General features: G+C 46.8%; 19 protein-coding genes. 17 read left to right on the top strand and 2 right to left on the bottom strand.

Annotation, left to right across the window (positions count from 1 at the left end):
* The 16 genes from BLW22_RS14800 (at window position 1) to BLW22_RS14725 (ending at window position 12448) form a co-directional block, all read left to right on the top strand.
* Window positions 1-417, top strand: a complete 417-nt coding sequence (locus tag BLW22_RS14800) for a hypothetical protein (protein WP_074846898.1) — start codon at window positions 1-3, stop codon at window positions 415-417.
* Between the two features lie 19 nt (window positions 418-436).
* Window positions 437-886 (top strand): hypothetical protein, encoded by a 450-nt coding sequence (locus BLW22_RS14795; RefSeq protein ID WP_074846897.1) that lies wholly within the window; start codon window positions 437-439, stop codon window positions 884-886.
* Window positions 883-1350, top strand: a complete 468-nt coding sequence (locus BLW22_RS14790; protein ID WP_083381371.1) for a hypothetical protein — start codon at window positions 883-885, stop codon at window positions 1348-1350. The genes BLW22_RS14795 and BLW22_RS14790 overlap by 4 nt, the downstream gene beginning before the upstream one ends.
* Window positions 1347-1655, top strand: coding sequence for a hypothetical protein (locus BLW22_RS14785; protein WP_074846895.1), 309 nt, complete (start codon window positions 1347-1349; stop codon window positions 1653-1655). The genes BLW22_RS14790 and BLW22_RS14785 overlap by 4 nt, the downstream gene beginning before the upstream one ends.
* 131 nt (window positions 1656-1786) lie before the next feature.
* A complete protein-coding gene (locus BLW22_RS14780; RefSeq protein WP_074846894.1) occupies window positions 1787-2524 on the top strand; it encodes a phage baseplate protein in 738 nt (245 codons plus the stop codon).
* 913 nt (window positions 2525-3437) lie between these two features.
* Window positions 3438-4442, top strand: coding sequence for a hypothetical protein (locus tag BLW22_RS14775; protein WP_074846893.1), 1005 nt, complete (start codon window positions 3438-3440; stop codon window positions 4440-4442).
* Window positions 4443-5730: 1288 nt separating this feature from the next.
* Window positions 5731-5868: a hypothetical protein gene (locus BLW22_RS35130; RefSeq protein ID WP_218023881.1), complete on the top strand. Its 138-nt coding sequence runs from the start codon at window positions 5731-5733 to the stop codon at window positions 5866-5868.
* A gap of 101 nt (window positions 5869-5969) precedes the next feature.
* Window positions 5970-6185 carry a hypothetical protein gene (locus BLW22_RS14765; protein ID WP_143045139.1) on the top strand — a complete coding sequence of 72 codons (216 nt, stop codon included), beginning with the start codon at window positions 5970-5972 and terminating at the stop codon, window positions 6183-6185.
* Window positions 6186-6225: 40 nt separating this feature from the next.
* The gene (locus BLW22_RS14760) at window positions 6226-6813 is read left to right on the top strand and encodes a hypothetical protein (RefSeq protein ID WP_074846890.1); all 588 of its coding nucleotides are present in this window, start codon (window positions 6226-6228) and stop codon (window positions 6811-6813) included.
* A gap of 2 nt (window positions 6814-6815) precedes the next feature.
* The gene (locus BLW22_RS14755; RefSeq protein WP_074846889.1) at window positions 6816-7052 is read left to right on the top strand and encodes a hypothetical protein; all 237 of its coding nucleotides are present in this window, start codon (window positions 6816-6818) and stop codon (window positions 7050-7052) included.
* Window positions 7049-7393 (top strand): phage baseplate plug family protein, encoded by a 345-nt coding sequence (locus BLW22_RS14750; RefSeq protein ID WP_074846888.1) that lies wholly within the window; start codon window positions 7049-7051, stop codon window positions 7391-7393. Before BLW22_RS14755 ends, BLW22_RS14750 begins: the two co-directional genes overlap by 4 nt.
* Before the next feature lie 73 nt (window positions 7394-7466).
* Window positions 7467-7757 carry a hypothetical protein gene (locus tag BLW22_RS14745; protein WP_074846887.1) on the top strand — a complete coding sequence of 97 codons (291 nt, stop codon included), beginning with the start codon at window positions 7467-7469 and terminating at the stop codon, window positions 7755-7757.
* A gap of 152 nt (window positions 7758-7909) precedes the next feature.
* On the top strand, window positions 7910-8287 hold the full coding sequence (locus BLW22_RS34495; protein WP_143045138.1) for a hypothetical protein: 378 nt from the start codon (window positions 7910-7912) through the stop codon (window positions 8285-8287).
* Between the two features lie 65 nt (window positions 8288-8352).
* A complete protein-coding gene (locus BLW22_RS14740; protein WP_074846886.1) occupies window positions 8353-8802 on the top strand; it encodes a hypothetical protein in 450 nt (149 codons plus the stop codon).
* A 6-nt stretch (window positions 8803-8808) separates the two neighbouring features.
* A complete protein-coding gene (locus BLW22_RS14735) occupies window positions 8809-11118 on the top strand; it encodes a hypothetical protein (protein WP_074846885.1) in 2310 nt (769 codons plus the stop codon).
* Window positions 11119-11695: 577 nt separating this feature from the next.
* Window positions 11696-12448, top strand: a complete 753-nt coding sequence (locus BLW22_RS14725; RefSeq protein WP_074846883.1) for a Gp138 family membrane-puncturing spike protein — start codon at window positions 11696-11698, stop codon at window positions 12446-12448.
* Window positions 12449-12481: 33 nt separating this feature from the next.
* Here BLW22_RS14725 and BLW22_RS14720 read toward each other — a convergent pair whose 3' ends face one another.
* Window positions 12482-12817 carry a hypothetical protein gene (locus BLW22_RS14720; protein ID WP_074846882.1) on the bottom strand — a complete coding sequence of 112 codons (336 nt, stop codon included), beginning with the start codon at window positions 12815-12817 and terminating at the stop codon, window positions 12482-12484.
* A 216-nt stretch (window positions 12818-13033) separates the two neighbouring features.
* Window positions 13034-14107, bottom strand: coding sequence for a ParA family protein (locus tag BLW22_RS14715; protein WP_224795902.1), 1074 nt, complete (start codon window positions 14105-14107; stop codon window positions 13034-13036).
* 1655 nt (window positions 14108-15762) lie between these two features.
* Between BLW22_RS14715 and BLW22_RS14710 the strand changes: the two genes are divergently transcribed.
* Window positions 15763-16470 carry a recombinase family protein gene (locus BLW22_RS14710; RefSeq protein WP_074846880.1) on the top strand — a complete coding sequence of 236 codons (708 nt, stop codon included), beginning with the start codon at window positions 15763-15765 and terminating at the stop codon, window positions 16468-16470.
* The last annotated feature ends 625 nt before the right edge of the window (window positions 16471-17095 follow it).

Here is a 17095-nt window from a genome sequence, read left to right as displayed (position 1 = left end):
ATGTCCCGAATTACAAGACACATCGAAGCCCTACAATCTAAAGGGCTTCATTCCGCTATCTACGAACTAAAGGAATCCGGGGGAGGGGGCAAGCCATCCTCTCAAGTTGACCTTAGACGATTGAGCCGACACTTTAACATGATGCTCAAGCGTAGACATTCCGATGTAACAAACTACCACTTCTTTTGGTTTCGTACAGGAACCACAATTACTGTTTGCTACTCCGGCTCTATGTTCCTGCTGGGAGCTGTAGAGGAGTTTATGACAAAGGCTGTTGAAATCGGCATTGCTGGTGAGGCTATCGAACTCTTTTACGGACGCAACAGAGAACTCTTCAATGGTGTTCTACAAGAACGCCTATCACTATTCAGTCCACAACCACTACAACGTTCTTACGGGGGCGCACATCTGGGCTAAACAAAGCAAGGAACAACACATGGATAATAACAAGCAGGGATGGTTTCAACTTCCCATCAACAGGCTACAGATGCTTATCATTGGGGTAGTGATGGGAGTTGCAGTAGCATCAGCTCCACTCTATTTCAGCGGTAAGGTGAAGGAATACGAGTACGATAACGTCAGAGTACAGAAAGATATTGTTGAAAAGCGTGTTAGCACTGTTGAAGACAACATGTACATCCTCAGGCAAAGGGTTGAAGACAGTGAATTCAAGATCAATGCTCAAGTTGCTTTCACTGACAAGGCAACTAGAAAGCTTGAAGGGTTGATGTATGAAGCCAACCCAAGGGCTATGAGTAAGCTGGCCCAAGCTGAGGCTGAGGAAGCTAGGGCAAGAGTTGAAGCCAGTAAGAGAACAAGCGTTATTCAGAATGCAAGCCCTGTAATCAACGTCAACCCAACAATCAACAACGGGGGCGGCAAATGATTACAACTACAGTTTCTACAAAGTTGGACATGAAAGGGTTTGCAAATCTTGCTAGGAGAGTAGCCAACCTAGCCAAGCTACAGGCAAAGGTGGGTTTCTTTGAAGACAAGTATGATGATGGAATGCCAGTTGCAACAGTGGCAGCTTGGAACGAACACGGAACAAGGTTTCACCCTGAGCGCCCATTCATGAAAGAGACAGTTAACAACGCCCAAACAAGACAGGCGATGGTGAGACTGTTGATCAAAGCGGCTCAAGCCTCTATCACAGGAAAGGGTAGTGCCCGCTCTATCATGTCTATGGTTGGTAAGTTGTTGGTTGGTGAAATGAAAGCCACCATTGCCAGCTACCCCGGCTCTAACTCCTTGGCGACGATTGCGGCCAAAGGCTTTGACCGTCCGTTGTACGACACAGGCAAGATGCTTGAGAGCGTCAAGTTCAAGTTTGCTGGTGACAGGGTATGACAGACATTCTTATTGATGATGTAGCAAAGCCTGTGGCAGAGCCAACACCAACGCTTACAGAATCGCTTATGAGCCTTCTTGAGCAACACCATGAGGGCTTGTCTACCCCAGCTAGAGAACGTGCCGCTAAGGCGTTTGTACGCTCTCTGGGATGGATGGAAGCCAACCCCACGCTGTGGGAGATTCGCCACATCAAGCCAAGTCACTACATTGAACAACTGGACAAGCCAAGGACCGTAATTGTTCGTGGGCGTCCTGTAGACATGTACAAAGCTCAGACGATCAATCATAGCGAAGTTGTCTGAGTTCTCACCAGAGGCCGTATAAGCCTCTCTAGCAACACACCCCTCACATTGCCTCTATTACAACCCTAACGCAGCTCCAGCGAGCTTGCGGGGCTTTGTGCACACCAAGATTCAATACAAGGAACTTAACTATGGCCAATTACGGTGCAAACATGTTCGCTATTATGCGAGCAAACAACGATGTGATTTTCTTTGATGCAATCACACAACTGACAGAGAAGTATTCCGCTAGTGTCTCTAAACACCCAATGGCAAGCGGTGCTTTTGTCACAGACCATACAACTTTCGACAATCCTAGATTTACAGTCTCTGGGGTTCTGTCTGATGCTGACTTCAACTTGTCCCGTCCGTTCATCAGTGATGCTGTGAATAGAAAGGACTATATCAACAACACTCAGACAGTTTATCCTGTTGGAATTATCGAGCAAGGCGGCATCAACAAGTTTTTGCCAGAGGTCATTGCACAGTTCACAAAGGACAGCATCCCTCAAGCTTTTGTAACTCCACAAAGCAAAATCAAAACAGCCAGAGCTGTTAAGGAAGAACTGGTTAGAATGATCACCAGTCGAGAAGAGTTCACGTTCTTTGAGTATGATGGTGGTGCTATCCCTAACAGCTGGACTAACTGTGTGTTCACTGGTGTTGACTTCAAGGAAGACGAAACTACAGGTGAAGGTATTTTTCCAAACCTTGAGTTTGAACAGGTGTCGTACGCTGTGATTCAGAACATCAACGTGAAGATCAGAAGTAAGGGTAAGCAGAATGGGAAGTCTACAACCACACCGGCCAAGGCAAACCCAGCTGACGCACCATCGAGCTACACCGGCAAGAGTGCTACAGACTACAGAGCCAACGGTAGCAACGAGTAAGCAGAGAGCCCGCCATGAGCGGGCTTTCTTGTGGGCGGAATTCTAGCTCCCGTAGAACACACCAACTCATTACGGTTGGTAAGTTTTTAGCGGTTAAGGTCAATGTTTATAGGGGGTTGTCAGATTTGCTTTGTATAAGAAACTTCTCAAGGAGGGTTACTCCAAGGGTTTTGCACCAACCCAGAGGATCAAGAGCGAAAGCTCTTAGAGTGATTGAATGTAGTTGGGTTTTATCTTGAAAACTCCTAACACAACAATCCTCTTGAAAGGTACGCACAGACCGAAGGTCTAAGAGTGATCCTCTACACAGAAGTAATACCCGTATGGCGAAGCCATGAAGAGTTCGCACCTACAAGAAGAGACTTTACAGGGGTGATCTGTTCAAGGAGTAACAACACAAAACCTATCACAAGAACCAACAACCCTAAAAAGAAAAGCCCTTGACCTTCTGATCTGGTGCAAAACCTTAGACCGAAGGTCTGAGAAGTAACCCTTCTTTTATTGGGGGAATTGTTATCACAATTTATTTTCCCCCCAAACTCCCTAAGCTGTATCCCTCTCAGTGGTTCCCACTGGTGCTAACGTCCTAACGTCCCAACCTAAGTAATATGGTTCGCTCGGCTGGGACAGTCAGTGTTTATTGGGTTTGGTGTGATTGACTGGGGCAGAATGTCCCGTGTCCCAACCTACATATATGGTTCTCGCAAGCTGGGACAAAACGTCCCTGTGTGAAGTTGTACCAGAAAATGTACCAATAATGTCCCAATATCACAATTGTCACTTGACAACTGGACAGCCTGTGATATTATATGTGTAGGTAGGGGGGAAAAGAATTCTCTCTCACAACAACCACCACTGAGGTAGGCCATCATGAGTATGGGATACGGACAGATCAAGCTAGAAGGAAAAAATTATGAAGGTCAAGATCACACAGGAACAAACAGCAGCTAACATCGCCAAGGTTGTAGAACTGCGTCAGCAAGGAAAGAGCAGAGCAGCCATCATGGAAGAAACCGGCTTCCCAGAGCGCTTTGTACGCACACACATGAAAGACGTAGCAGTTATCACCAAGGCAATTACAAGCCAGTTTGACCTAGCAGTATCCCGCGTCTACCCACTGGCTGTACGTCCACAGGGAATCAAGGACTACGAACTACGCAACATCTGCTTTGAAGTCTACGGCTCCAAGCTGGATGAAGAGAAGGGCGTGTACGTGGTCAACTACGGCAAAGATAACCTCTACCGCATCAAAGAGCGCTGCAAGGTGTTGGCCGCTGGTACAACCTCTGTCCCAATGTTCGTAATGGATTGGGTCTGTGATGAAGCGCCTACAGCATCCCGTGTCACCCTTGAAACTCTGGCCCTTGAGCTTGGAGAAGCGATTCAAGAGAAAGTGAACACTTTCATGGAACTGTACGCCACTGGGTACGACGCCAACCAGACAGAAAGCAGCGAAGCCCAGCGTAAGCAACAATACGCAGCCCGTCGCCACATCCTGAAACTGGCAATCAAAGAGTACAGCCCAGAACACACAGCTGTATTGCTAGAGCGCTCCCTGAGCCTCACAGACGCTCTTGATAGTGCAATTGATGCTGAGCTACCAGTTACAGTACAACGCTACCAACAACGCACTGTAGAGCCTCACGCAGGTGTAGAATCCTTTGACGCACTCTACGATGCTGTAGAACAAGCTGAGAGAGAAGTTGTTAACACATCTGATAGCGCAATCGTAGTGAGAAAGCCAGCGGTTGTGATTGACAATGTACCAGTATTCAACGTACAATTCACACCTCAACCAGCCCCTCAACACACAGAAGAGTTTGATGATATGTTCACCAACGTCGCCAACTACAGCCTAGGAGGATTCAATGCAGTACATCAACACAGCGACCCTCAACAACACAGCTTCCACGCCTAAGCCCAATACCACCATCACAAACGGTGTTATTGGAGTTATGCAGGGCAGCCTTTCACAAGCTCTCTCAGATCGTGTACAGCACTGTGTGGGGCAAATCCTACACTCTCGTAAGCTTGGGGCTGTAACGCGGCTCCTACGTTCTCAGAACGAGCTTAAAGCACTTGTCAGCAAGTGGGGCTCTGTAGAGGTGGACAGGGTTTGTCGTGATACTGGCGTTCAATCTTGTGATTTGTTCTGATGTGGGGTGTAGTGCCCATCAACAGAAAATCCATGACAATTGACATGTGAAATAAAATAAATACAAAAATATCACAAAAATTGTGACGCCGCTATTGACAGTTGTAACATCCGTGTTATACTAACAGTACGAGCTAGGGAAGAAAGAGATGTGTGGTTCTTACAACTTTCCACACGTGTTCTTCCTGCTTCCTCATGTACGGCCTCACAACTAACCATGAGAACCAAAATTCTAAGTCGGGAGTCGTTACCCTGATGTGTTGTTGATCCTCCTTTGAGACAACACCCTTTTCCAGTTTGGTTAGATAACTGGCCCCATTCCAAGAATCATCTGTAGCGGCCTCACTCCTGCTTTAGATGCCATGTGAGCAACTGTAGCGTGATCATCCCCTTGATCCCTACGCCCTCCAAAGTTCTGACAGTAGCTGCTCAACACTGTCACACATTCTAAAACTACTCTCTACGGAGTATCGCAAAGCCTTACAGCTTGTTGCAGTACCGTGGGTTGCTGGCGACCACTCACAATTAATTATACAAATTCACCGTTCGGTGTTTCTCCCGCAGGGTTCTCATGCCCGGAACAGTACCATCAAGTTGCTGGCGATTACTTGAACGCACGTCATCACGCTTAGCTTTGGCCTCTGTTGATGAAAGAACCACTTTGCAGTGTGGTGCGGTTACTGCTTCTATTTCTGATGTTCTACCTTGAGCCACGCTCGGTAGCCAATCACACAATATTCCTTGCTTGAACAGCGACTGAGGCGAAAGCCTCTTTTTCTGTGCCCGTGAGAAATAACGTCACAACTAACGTAACAACATAACAGCCCAGATACACAACTCAAGTACAAGGAAAACGATCACTATGGCAACGCCAACAAGAAAGACATGCATTGTATGTCAACGAGGCTTTCTAGCTTCCCGCTCTAACCACGTTCACTGCTCTACAGCATGCCGCATGAGGAAGCTGAGAGCTAAGACGTTCATTGTCGAACACTCCACACCAACTACAGTAGCTGACTTTGTTGAAGCTGCATCTGAACACATGTTGAACATGATCAACAAACTCACTGATACAGAAAAGATGGGTGCACTCGCCACACTCTGGCTTGAAACCCCAGAAGAGTTTGCAGCACGTAAACAATCCATCCTGTACACACTCCTAAAGAAAAAGGAAATGAAGAATGTTTGATCCAATCACAGTAGCTGCTCTCTGCTTTGCGTTCTGTGCAATCGGCTTTCTAGTTGGTGTTGTCGCCAGTCGCAAATTTGACTGAGGGTTTTGAAATGACAATGACTAGCCTAGAAACACAAATCGACATTGGAACACTAACAACTCTGTCCGATAAGCAGTGGCGTACAGACTTCCTAGCCAGCCTCGATAGCGATGGTGGTGTGGGACATAACGCAATGCTATTTATTCGTGACAACCGTTATCCCGACGATAATGAGGATGACAAGTTGCTTGATTACCAAGAACTCTGCCACAGCCAGAACATCCCGTTTTAAACGTACACAGCCCAATATATTCATACAAGGAAAAGAAATTATGACACAGCTACAAATCAAGAAAGCAGACAAAGCAGAACTAGTCCAACTTATCGAATGGGAAACATTGGCCTACAAAGGCCGCTTCTCTGGTAATGACTACGACTACGATGCAAAGCCGAATGACAACGGCCAGTATCCACGTAAGCACTTTCACGGTGCTGTAGAGCAAATTACGGAGCGTAGTTTGATTGTTGCTATGGGTGTACTGCAAGCCAAGCTAGCAGAAGGTTACACAATGTTCCTGTCTAACACTCTAACCCCGGAGGTTACTAGCACAGGTGCTGCAATGCTTTATGTAAAGAAGCCAGAGGCACCAACCAGAGACGACAAAGGAAATTATGTTCGTATTGAGGGTGTTGAGTATCAGTGTGATGAAATCTCAAAACTTACTGCAGAAGTTACAGCCACGTATGAAGCAAGCATTGACGCACATAACAACCTTGTCTTTGAACAAGAAGCCAAAGCCCTCAAGGTTGAGGAAGATGCAGCACGCAGGGCTCTAGCATTGGAAGATGCAGCCAAACAACAGGCTGAGTTTGAGAAGCGTGTTCAAACTCGTATTCGTGGCTTGAGAGCAGGTAAGTAATTATGGAATACAACCCAAGCGCTATTGAGACTCTACGTGAGTCTCTTGGCATTACAGACCTTGCCGCTGGTGAGTTCATCTATCAGCTTCTAGAGCTGGGACAGACAGTCTCTGTTGAATCTGTACAGAAGGCCATGAACGCGAGCGCTCCCAAAAGAGTGCACGCCCCACAGGAAGCCAAACAAGAAACCGACATTGAACGTACAACAAGAATCCTACAACAGAAGTATGGAAAATGACACAGACAGTATCTATTGAAATGCCTCTATACACTGATTCTAAGTACAGGTATGGCATCGCCCTTGAGGGACAATCTTGGCAGTTTACCTTCTATTGGAATGAGCGTTGTTCACAGTGGCAGATGGACCTTAGAAAGGATGACCAAACACCAGTACTCCTAGGGTATGCACTTGTCCCTCAGTTCCCTATGTGTGTTGACTACAACCTAGAAGACTACGGCCTAACAGGCTACTTCCTGCTCTTGCCAATCAACGCAACAATCAGCGGCAAGATTACAGATGGCTCTAGCATCATGCCAGAGTTCTTTAGCTTGTTTTACCTCTACGACACAGACGACTAACAGCCTAAGGCATTTTGCAAACGTACACAGCCCAGCAACCAACAACCTATTTGAATTCCACAAGGAGCTAAAAATGACATTGATTCAAGAGACACGTAAAGCCCTGTTCAATTCCCTGTTCACAGAACAGCCTGAGATTGTTGAAGCTCTATATAAAGTAACTGATGGTTATGATTCTCAGAGCTTTCAAGCTGTGTACAAGTTTGCAGCCTCTCAACGTACAGCACTAATCAACCTGTACGCTGATGGTAAGACTATTGATGACGCTCAAGTGGTGGTGACAACGATGGGTGGAAGCCCTGTACAAAGTACAGCCTCTTTCGCCAGAACAGAAGAGATTCTAAAGGAACGATATAAGAAATGAAAACAGGTAACACAGCCCAGTGTATCTACAAGTACGACACAGATGAATGGGGCGATAAAGAGACACGCTCTAAACCAAAACACAAGAACAAAGAACGTGGGAACAGAGACAGCAAACGTGGCTATGACAGTCCCCAAGAAGAGGATTGAGATATGCCAGCCAATAAGCCCACCGCCGAACAAGAACTAAGAATCTCTGCCACTCCCTACAGAAAAGCGATCAAGCCACTAGAAGAAATGCTAGTGAGTGCAATCCGTTGTGGGTATCCAGAAGAACACATACACATGCTTGAGCATCTTATTGAAGTTGCTAAGGCCGTAGCAGAGTTCAAGACAAGAGATTTGCCAATCGTACCACGCAAGAGTGGACGCCCCCGCAAAGATGACCCAACTGTTAAAGATAAGTGTAGAGAAATCTTTGAGGCATTCACGCCACGTTACATCCCATCTAAAACCCGCATCAAGAAACAAGTTGATGTACAGGGTAGGGTGAAGCCACAAGAAGGTTTCACATTCAACTTCGCCAAATGATATGAGGATGCAGAGGAAACAATAATTCCTCTGTCTCTTCTGTGCCCATTACAGAGGATACAGATATGACCAACACAAAAGATATAAACTCTACAAAACTAACCCGTACACATGCAGCCTACTTTGAGCAGTATGTTGAAGACTTGTTCCGCCGTGCACTAACAGAAGTGTGTGAGGTTGACGCTAATGTAAATGCCATGCTCGCCCTAATCGATTTCAAAGAATACGGAAAGCGCTTTGGTGAGGAAGTGTTTAAGCACTGCTCTTATCAGGATTTGAAATACGCTGAAAAAGCATTGGCTGATGAACGTGTAATCCGTGCAACAGAAGCCATCAACCAAGCTGTAGCAAACATCAAGGTCTCTAAGGACGACGGCATTAACCATGAGGTGGATGCACGTTTCATTATCTCTGGTGCGTTCTCCCAGTCTGACATGGTAGATGCACTGTCCGAATCGAGCCAAGAAGTACAAGCCAAAGCCATTGAAATCCTACTAACCCAAGCAGCGGAGTAATAGCTAATGAATGAACAAGCTATTGCAGAGTTGTTTGCAAAGATTGGTTTCAAAGTTGATGGCTCTGGTATCAAGCATGCACAACAGTTGCTCAAAGGGTTGGAACGTCAAGCCCAAGCAGCAGGCAAGGCCATGCAGAAAGCTCTAGGAGGGCAGGGGATCGGTGGTAAGCAGGTCGCCCAAGCTCACCAAGCAATGAACAAGGCCCAGTTTGACGCAGCCCTACAGGGCGCCAAGCTTCAAAAGATTCACCAACAAGGAGCCGCTACAGGGCTCAAGACACAGCAACAACAACTAAAGGTTCAACAGGATCAAGCCAAGCTAGCTGCCATCCAAGCGAAGGCCGCTCAAGCTGCTACAGCGGCTCAGGCTAAACAGAACATCAACAACGCCCTCCAACACATGAACCTTACTAACCGTGCTGCTAGGGCACAACAACAGGCTCAGGCACACGCAACAAGGCAGGCTCTGGCTCAACACAGGCTCAACAAAGCCCTCACTAACCCTGCTGGTGCACACAGACGTACCTCTAGTGGTCATGGTGGTGGATTGGTTGGCCGTGGAGCGGGCGCCCTGCATCGCTTTGGGGGTGCTGGTGGCCTAGTTGGTAAGGTAGGGGCGGGTAATCCTCTGGGAGCCATTGAGGGGCTTTCCAGTGGCCTTGGGCGTGCGTCTATGGGCTTGGGTGCTGTTGCCGGGAGTGCTGCTCTGGTGGTTGCTGCCTTCGCTGCTGTGTCTGCTGCTGCCGTTGCCTTCTCCCGTGAAGCTGAGAGAGCTTCCAACGTACGTAATCAACGTATTGGACAGTTTGAGGCTGTTGGTGATCGCACACCAGAAGGTGCCAACCGTATTAACAACCGCTTTGAATCCTTTGCTCAAACAGAGGGCTTCGATACAAAGAGTATGGGTGCTGACTACGCCAAGATTGTTGGTGGCTTGGCTCCTAAAGTTGGAGTTGATAAAGCACAGGACACAACAGAAGGCATCTTGAGGTATGCCAAAGCTCAACACTTGTCTAACGAAAACATCTCTAAAGTGTCTCTGGGTTTGCGTCAAGCTTTGGGTAAAGGTCAACTTTACAGCGAAGAATGGACAGGCCAAATCTCTGAGCACTTGGGGGCTCATGCTAACAGCTTGGGTGCTGAGGCATGGCAACGTGCTACAGGTGGTAACAAGACTGGGGATGAAGCTCTAAAAGCGTTTAACCAAGATCGCAAAGACAAGAAAATCTCTGGTGATGCTTTGATCAAGTTTGTCACAGAGCTTGGTAGTGTTATGGATCGTCGTGCAAATGATGGTGGCTTGCTGGATAAGGGCCGTATGACTCAAGACTCTTGGGACAACCGTATTCGCAACCAATACCAATCTAACATGGCGAAGTCTTACGACAACACAGACCTGAAAATGTCTATGGTGGGTAATAACGGATTGTACGACAGCATCACAAAGATGATGAATGAACTACAGCCTCAGTTCCTAGCCACTGGTAGAGCCGCCGCAACTATAGTTGATGGCCTGTCTTCTTTGATTCAAAAGTTCACCCAGATGACAGCCTTCTTTAATAATGGTGGAAGCTACCTTGATCCTAAGTTTATGGGTGAACTAGGCGGGGCATTCAAAGAACTGGGAGTTGCCTTTAGCACTCTCTGGACTACGTTGTTTGGTAATGGTGGTTTGACAGGTGGTGTTGATGTTCTAAAGATCACCCTTGAAGCCATTGTAGGTGTAATCACTTTCGTTGTTGATGGCCTAACTGCTTTTGTAGATGTTCTAACTTGGATTGGCCGTAAGGTTCAAGACATTCAACACTACTTTGGTAATATCAATGATGAAGACTACGACAAGATTGTTGCTCAACGTGCATCTGATGACAGTGATAGACAGTGGCAAGTTGACCAGCGTCAAGCAAACCTCTGGATGGCTGGCAAGAAGAAAGATGACCCGGACTACGCACCTAACCAGCTGGCGTTGCCTTCTACAAATGGAAACATCCTTGGTTCTGGTTTGTCCGCCCCAACAGTCAACTTTGATGCAGCCGCTGCAAGTGTACAGAACAAGCTTGCAACTCTGAGCAACCCTCCAATCACCCCATTCCTACAGCCACAGGTTAACGGTCAAGCTGCCAACAATACTACGAACAGTAATGTTCAAGTGACTATTGGTGATACGACAATTAATGGTGCAACTGATACTGATGCTTTGAAAGCTCAGATGGAAGAGCATAACGCCAAGCTAGTAGACACAGTTAAAGAAGCTCTGTCTAAGAATAGCCCCGCCGTTGCTGCTGGAACAATGGTAAGAGCCAGAGGTAATTAATGAAGATCACGAACACGCCACCTCTTTGGGGTTGGCTGTTTGGGTTCTGTCTGATTCTGTTGGTTGGGTGTTCAATCCTAGCGGTTGACGCCCACAACACAGTCAATGAGTACAAGGCCATGAGGGCCAATGACTTGAGGATGATCAGACAAGAGATTGTTAACCACTCTCTATCTCAAACAAACCAGCTTAGAACTCTACTCAACAACAACTCAGAGCAACTCAAGCAGTATGTTGACGTGCAAATTCCGAGGCAGGTGCACAACTCTATCTCTTCTTACACGCCAATCACCATCAATCAAACTGCTAACCCGGCAATAAATGCCAACCCAACACTCAATAATTCCAACAGCCCAGTAGGAGAACGCAATGCACCCCGTACAATTCGATAACATCCAATACCCTTGTTTCTTTGATAGTAAGGCTGATGCTGTACATGCAGCCACAGACTATCTTGATGAACACAGCACACTCTCTGTCCACAAGTTCACAGTAGTGGAAGCCTACATCAACCACAAAAAGAAGTGGTTCATGGTTCACCGTAATGGAAAAGCTCTACCCTTGAAAGGAAACGCTCATGCACACTGATACTCAACAGATTGAAGGCGGATGGATGAGCGTCATTGATAACGCCATCTACAACAACAGTGAGAACAGCCGTACAGCATACCCAGCAAGAGTTGTGGGTGTTAATGGTCGATTCAGTGTCACTGTTGAAATCTCTAATCCACGTCAAGCTGATGACGGCTCTAACATGGATGACACGCACGTTATTAACGTCCCTATCGCTCATATGAGAACTGGCAACAGTGCGTTCCTCTTCCCAGTTAACGTGGGTGACACAGGAATGTGTGTGGTGATGGATAACAACACGGACAACTTCAAGATTGCAAACAACACAGCACCAATCATGACATACGATAACCGTATGAAGGATGTTCAAGATTCTGTGTTTGTTCCCGGCTTGGCTCCTTTCTCAGTAACCACACAGCAAATCAACTCCCTGAGTTTGAGCAATGATCCAAATGATTTGGTGATTGTGCATAACACTGGGACAGGTCAAGAGACACAGTTTGTTCTCAAAGCTGATGGTAATGCTGTAGTTGAATCTCAGTTCACAGTTAAAGTGATCGGCAAAGATATTGAGCTTGAAGCTTCCAATAGCATCAGCTTGAAGGCCAACACAATGAATGTTCAAGTGGCTAACACAAACTGGACAGGCAACTACACAATGACAGGTAACGCCACGTTTAATGGAATTCTGTTTGATACTCACAAACATACTGGCGTTACACCGGGTAATGGTGTGTCTGGTTTGCCTACAGCTTGAAAATCCGGTGGTGTTAGTCACCGGATAATTCATTTACTTTTTCTTGTAAAGTTCTCGGGTAAACGCTTTGTATTCTCCGTCAACCTTTCTAACTACACGGCTAATGACTTCTTTGTTTCCCAGTTGAGCTACATAGTAGAGTTCTTTTATCTTTAGCTCTTTAGCTGATGTTTTAAAAAACGACGCTATATAGTTCTTTATTTTCTTGAAATGTTCTTCGTCTTCATGGTCGTGCTTGGGGTATGTCAGAGTCCAAACGGTATCAACATCATTTAGCTTCTTCCAGTTCTGCTTTTCTATCAATTCATATAGATCGTCACGCCGATCTTCTGAGTCAATCAAGTCTAGTGACAGTAGTACTCTAATCATTCCTTGCGTCCTTTCTTAGTGTGGCTCAGTTAACCGCGACGTGCGGTGTAAGCATTATCTTGGGGACGAATGATGGCTTTTCAATGGCCCTACATGCCAGTCACTAGAAAATTCGTCCCTTCACCTCAGTCGTCGTATGCATCCTGCTGGTAGTCATCTATCAGCACCTGAGTTGAAGAATAACCCGCCGAGGCGGGCTTCTTGTTTGTATGGGGTCTACAGTTTTGAAACAAACTTGATTAAGTGCTTTAGGGATTCTTTGTAGTTTGACTTCGGGATTCCCACCGAGTCTCCATTGGGCATGGTGTAGTTGTTATGTAGTGGTAGTCGATGCAAAGGTATGCCGAGGCTTGCTGATACTTTGCCCGCAGTATGGAAGTCTTTTACATTAGATACGAAAAGCTTTTCCCACTCTTTTATCGTTGTTGGTGGTACATCGCATGGATAAAATATTGTTGGGTCTGTGGCGTATTGCTTCCACGCATAAAGGATCAGCTCCTCTCTTACAGAATCGAAAGCTGTTGCTACACCCAAATTTGTTGTGAAGTTGTTGAATGGAAGTTCCCATATCTTCGGTAGCTCAAGGCCGTATTGCTCGACTTGTCGGCTGAAGGTGACAACCTTGGCTGCATAGTTCTTTGTGGCCGATGATGGGTATTTTCCATACAGCAGCATCAGAATTCCTTTGATACCTTCCAGAGAGCTGAAATCTGCCATCATTGGTACGATCAAGGCGTCGGAGGATACCAGCGCCATTTGTGTGTACACAGAAAAGCTCGGATTGCAGTCTACAAAGACTGTCATATCATCGTATTCAGAATTTTGTAGCTCGATTTCACACAGCCTGCGAATGGCGGTCACGTACTCCTTCCACGCAAAAATGTTTGCCGGATTCATTGTGGCAAAGTTCAGTGCAAGGGTTAGCGACTCTAAAAACGAGTCTCCAGCTATGAGGTGAAGGTTTTTTGTGACATTCGGGTTGTGCGGGTTAACTTGCGTCAAATAGCTAGTGGGCAAGCTCGTGAAGCCAGAGTTGCCGCCTAGCATCCAGTCCATGAAGCCGACAATGTTACGGCGAGTGGCGGTGGATTGAAGGCGTTGATTGGCCTTGTACCCGACATGTCCACCCCCCAAGAGGAACTGAGAAATGTTTGCCTGAGGGCACAGGTCAATCACCAAAACAAGCTTTTGAGGATTGTTTTCTGCGTAGAGGCAAGCTGCGTTTTGGCAGAGTGTGGTTTTGCCAACCCCACCCTTATTGTTATAGAAGGCGTATATCTTAGTGGTCACTGGTCGGTTCTTCCTTGTCTTGTGTGCACGCATAATGACTCCGCAGTGATGGCATTTCAACAGCAGCGCTACGGCGAGACGCGCGCGGATGGCTCGAAATGGGTGATTTGATGCTCCGCGCCCTATATTCTGTTTGGACTGATAGGTGAGGGGGTGAGGAGCAGTGATAAATTTGTTGAAGCAGCTAGCAGGGATTGCTTTTCAGGCTACGGTTGACGAATGGCTCAAGCCCTCGACTAAGGAAGCGCCTAATGAAGCGCGTGATGGGCCCCGTGAAGTCAATCAGGGTGGCAGTCGGGATGTCCCTAAAAAACAGAAGCGCCCTAGCAAGCCACGATACGTACTCCACGCTGCATCAAAGGTGCACCATAATGACGTTCTCTACGTAAAAGGAGAGTGGCGGTGGATTACGAAAGTTGTCTACACGGGAGGAGCGAGGGTGTACATGGAGACTCAGTGTGGACACAAGTTCTCCCGTGCGTGGGATGACATGGTGCGCGTTCGCTGCTGAGGTGTATCAGTTTTACACGTTCCTATTAAAACTTTCGACCGCTGTCACCTACGCAGAGTGATCTGTCTGGAAGTGATCTATTCTACGTCGAATGTCCCAGCCCCCGCGAACCATATCTATTACGTTGGGACGTGGGACAAAATCACCCCAAAAGCTTTTGCACCAACCTTAGAGCGTAAGCTCTGAGAGTGATCATACTAAAATATATAAAACAAATACCCCACTAAAGAATGGTAGCTCTTTCTAACAGGGTAACTCTCTGACCTTCGGTCAAAGGTTAATCATCTTGTAGAGTGATCCTCCCAGACCTACGGTCTAAGAGTTTTGCACCAATAGAGCCCAAAGGGCTTAGTGTTCTTGTTAGGAGTGATTTGTTTTAGATGTGATGTGTTAGAAAAGTCTGTAGGCTACAGAAGTCTTAAACAATAAAATCCATACACATAAAACCCTACCAAGATTCTTTCCCTTTCTCCTACGGAGAGCCTGTATCACTCTATGTCGTTTACGACATGTTATTACCCTCTAGCAGATTCAATCTCTGTGTAATGGTGTTCTATATGTATAGGAGGCTAATCATTAGCATACCATCTATTATCGGAAAGTGTTGTGCTGTATCAATAGTTGTGTCTGTTTGTGGGGTGATGACTCTCAAGGAGTGATGTTGCTGAGAGGGGTGTTCTGTCCAAGGAATGTGCTACTGGTGACAAATCCTGTGGTGTGGGACACATAGCGTTTTGTTAAGCAGGATGTTTTCGCTTTGTCAGCTCTCTTTGCACAATAATTTCAATAATGCTCACATCATCAGCAGAAACACAAAGTATGAACCTCTTTCATCACAATAATTCACCCATTGATAGATGGCAAGCTCTAATGGGAATCATTCCTCTTTCATGCGAAAGGGTGAAGAGCTTCAAATAGGAGACTCACCTAAGGGTGTTGTACGCCCACAAAGGGTTTTCCTTGTCAACAACAATCCTCCAGCAATAAACATATAGTGCACAGTCTATTGACATGTTCATAGCTTCTCAGATTGTAATAATCGCCAATATCACAATTTACATTCTCTAAACGGTCGTGTAGATGTTGTGATGTGCCAACGCTATATGTACAATGTGCCAACACACAACAACTCTGGTGCACAATCATGAATGTCATTGCCTACTACCGAGTTTCTACAAAAGGCCAAGGTGACTCTGGTCTGGGGCTTGAGGCTCAACGCTCCTATGTAGAGCAGGCAGCTAAGGCTAATGGCTGGGTTGTGGTAGGTGAGTACACTGACACGGTGTCTGGCTCTATCCCTCCTGCAGAGCGTCCAGCATGCTCACAGGCGATTGCACAGGGCTTGCCAATGGTTGTAGCCAAGCTAGACCGTTTGAGCCGTGATGTTGAGCACATCGCCTCCCTAATGAAGCGTGTCACCTTCAAGGTTGCGACAATGCCTCAGGCTGATGCTTTTCAGCTTCACTTGTTTGCGGCCCTAGCAGAGCAAGAACGTAAGTTCATCAGCCAGCGTACAAAGGACGCCCTCAAGGCTCTACAGGAACGTGCTGACAATGGATGTGAGGAAAGCCTAGCCAAGGTGGGGCGTAGGGCTGCTAACGCTGCTGTAGCACGTCAGGCGAAGGCTGACAGGGCACAATCCCCAGAGGTGAACACCCCTAAGGTGAACACCCACCACAAAGAGATTGCCCCTCACGTGAAAGCTTGTCTGTTCGAAGGTGCCAACACACTCCAATCATTGGCTGATTGCCTCAACTCCAGGGGTAAGCCCACCTCAAGGGGTGGCATGTGGAGCCCTACAACAGTCGCTAGGCTGATGGCTGCTATTGGGGTTGCCTTCTCCAAGGGGTGACACTCCCTAGAGCGTATGCCTCAGTGCAGGGGTTATGTGGTATGACACAACACATTCAACACACTCTCAAAGGAAACACCCAGCCCCCGTGATCTATCCCCAAGGAGTTGCCATGCCTCCAAAGCTCTACCCATCTGTAAGGCTTTGTGGTGGCGCTGGTGGCTTTTGTTGGCATGAGCCTAGGGGTCATAGGTAATGAGGGAGGGGCGCTCTCAAGTGAGCTTACATGAAGGGCCTTTATTGATAGGGCAACACTATTCAGTGTGGCACTTCCTATAGGTGTTCTCTATTATTTTATAATTAAGAGCGTTTCCCATTTGGCCTCTTGTTTGTTGTTAAGACGCTCCCACACAAAACCGGCTTTTCCAAACCCCACAACACCCATCAACACACCCATCAACACACCCATCAACACACCTCCCACCACACCTCCCAACACCCCCACATTATATTTTCCAGCCAGAAAACAAAGCCCCAACACAAGTGAACCTTATTTTTGGGGGCGGAATTTGACACCCTGTAGAAAATAGCCCCTTTCCCACGGTGATTGTCGGTATACAAACAAGAATGTACTCCAGACAATTGGATTGGTGATGGCTATCATATGAATGCGTTTGTGCTGATA

It is taken from the genome of Pseudomonas marginalis (genome assembly GCF_900105325.1).
GTDB classification, from domain to species: domain Bacteria; phylum Pseudomonadota; class Gammaproteobacteria; order Pseudomonadales; family Pseudomonadaceae; genus Aquipseudomonas; species Aquipseudomonas marginalis.
This window is presented reverse-complemented; position numbering and strand designations above follow the sequence as displayed.

Bases quoted from the DNA above. Each gene is read 5' to 3' on its own strand.
- BLW22_RS14735 (WP_074846885.1), top strand. From the start codon at position 8,809: ATGAATGAACAAGCTATTGCAGAGTTGTTTGCAAAGATTGGTTTCAAA.
- BLW22_RS14785 (WP_074846895.1), top strand. From the start codon at position 1,347: ATGACAGACATTCTTATTGATGATGTAGCAAAGCCTGTGGCAGAGCCA.
- BLW22_RS14710 (WP_074846880.1), top strand. From the start codon at position 15,763: ATGAATGTCATTGCCTACTACCGAGTTTCTACAAAAGGCCAAGGTGAC.
- BLW22_RS14760 (WP_074846890.1), top strand. From the start codon at position 6,226: ATGACACAGCTACAAATCAAGAAAGCAGACAAAGCAGAACTAGTCCAA.
- BLW22_RS14745 (WP_074846887.1), top strand. From the start codon at position 7,467: ATGACATTGATTCAAGAGACACGTAAAGCCCTGTTCAATTCCCTGTTC.
- BLW22_RS14725 (WP_074846883.1), top strand. From the start codon at position 11,696: ATGCACACTGATACTCAACAGATTGAAGGCGGATGGATGAGCGTCATT.
- BLW22_RS14765 (WP_143045139.1), top strand. From the start codon at position 5,970: ATGACTAGCCTAGAAACACAAATCGACATTGGAACACTAACAACTCTG.
- BLW22_RS14720 (WP_074846882.1), bottom strand. From the start codon at position 12,817: ATGATTAGAGTACTACTGTCACTAGACTTGATTGACTCAGAAGATCGG.
- BLW22_RS14775 (WP_074846893.1), top strand. From the start codon at position 3,438: ATGAAGGTCAAGATCACACAGGAACAAACAGCAGCTAACATCGCCAAG.
- BLW22_RS14750 (WP_074846888.1), top strand. From the start codon at position 7,049: ATGACACAGACAGTATCTATTGAAATGCCTCTATACACTGATTCTAAG.
- BLW22_RS34495 (WP_143045138.1), top strand. From the start codon at position 7,910: ATGCCAGCCAATAAGCCCACCGCCGAACAAGAACTAAGAATCTCTGCC.
- BLW22_RS14740 (WP_074846886.1), top strand. From the start codon at position 8,353: ATGACCAACACAAAAGATATAAACTCTACAAAACTAACCCGTACACAT.
- BLW22_RS14755 (WP_074846889.1), top strand. From the start codon at position 6,816: ATGGAATACAACCCAAGCGCTATTGAGACTCTACGTGAGTCTCTTGGC.
- BLW22_RS14795 (WP_074846897.1), top strand. From the start codon at position 437: ATGGATAATAACAAGCAGGGATGGTTTCAACTTCCCATCAACAGGCTA.
- BLW22_RS14790 (WP_083381371.1), top strand. From the start codon at position 883: ATGATTACAACTACAGTTTCTACAAAGTTGGACATGAAAGGGTTTGCA.
- BLW22_RS14800 (WP_074846898.1), top strand. From the start codon at position 1: ATGTCCCGAATTACAAGACACATCGAAGCCCTACAATCTAAAGGGCTT.
- BLW22_RS35130 (WP_218023881.1), top strand. From the start codon at position 5,731: ATGATCAACAAACTCACTGATACAGAAAAGATGGGTGCACTCGCCACA.
- BLW22_RS14780 (WP_074846894.1), top strand. From the start codon at position 1,787: ATGGCCAATTACGGTGCAAACATGTTCGCTATTATGCGAGCAAACAAC.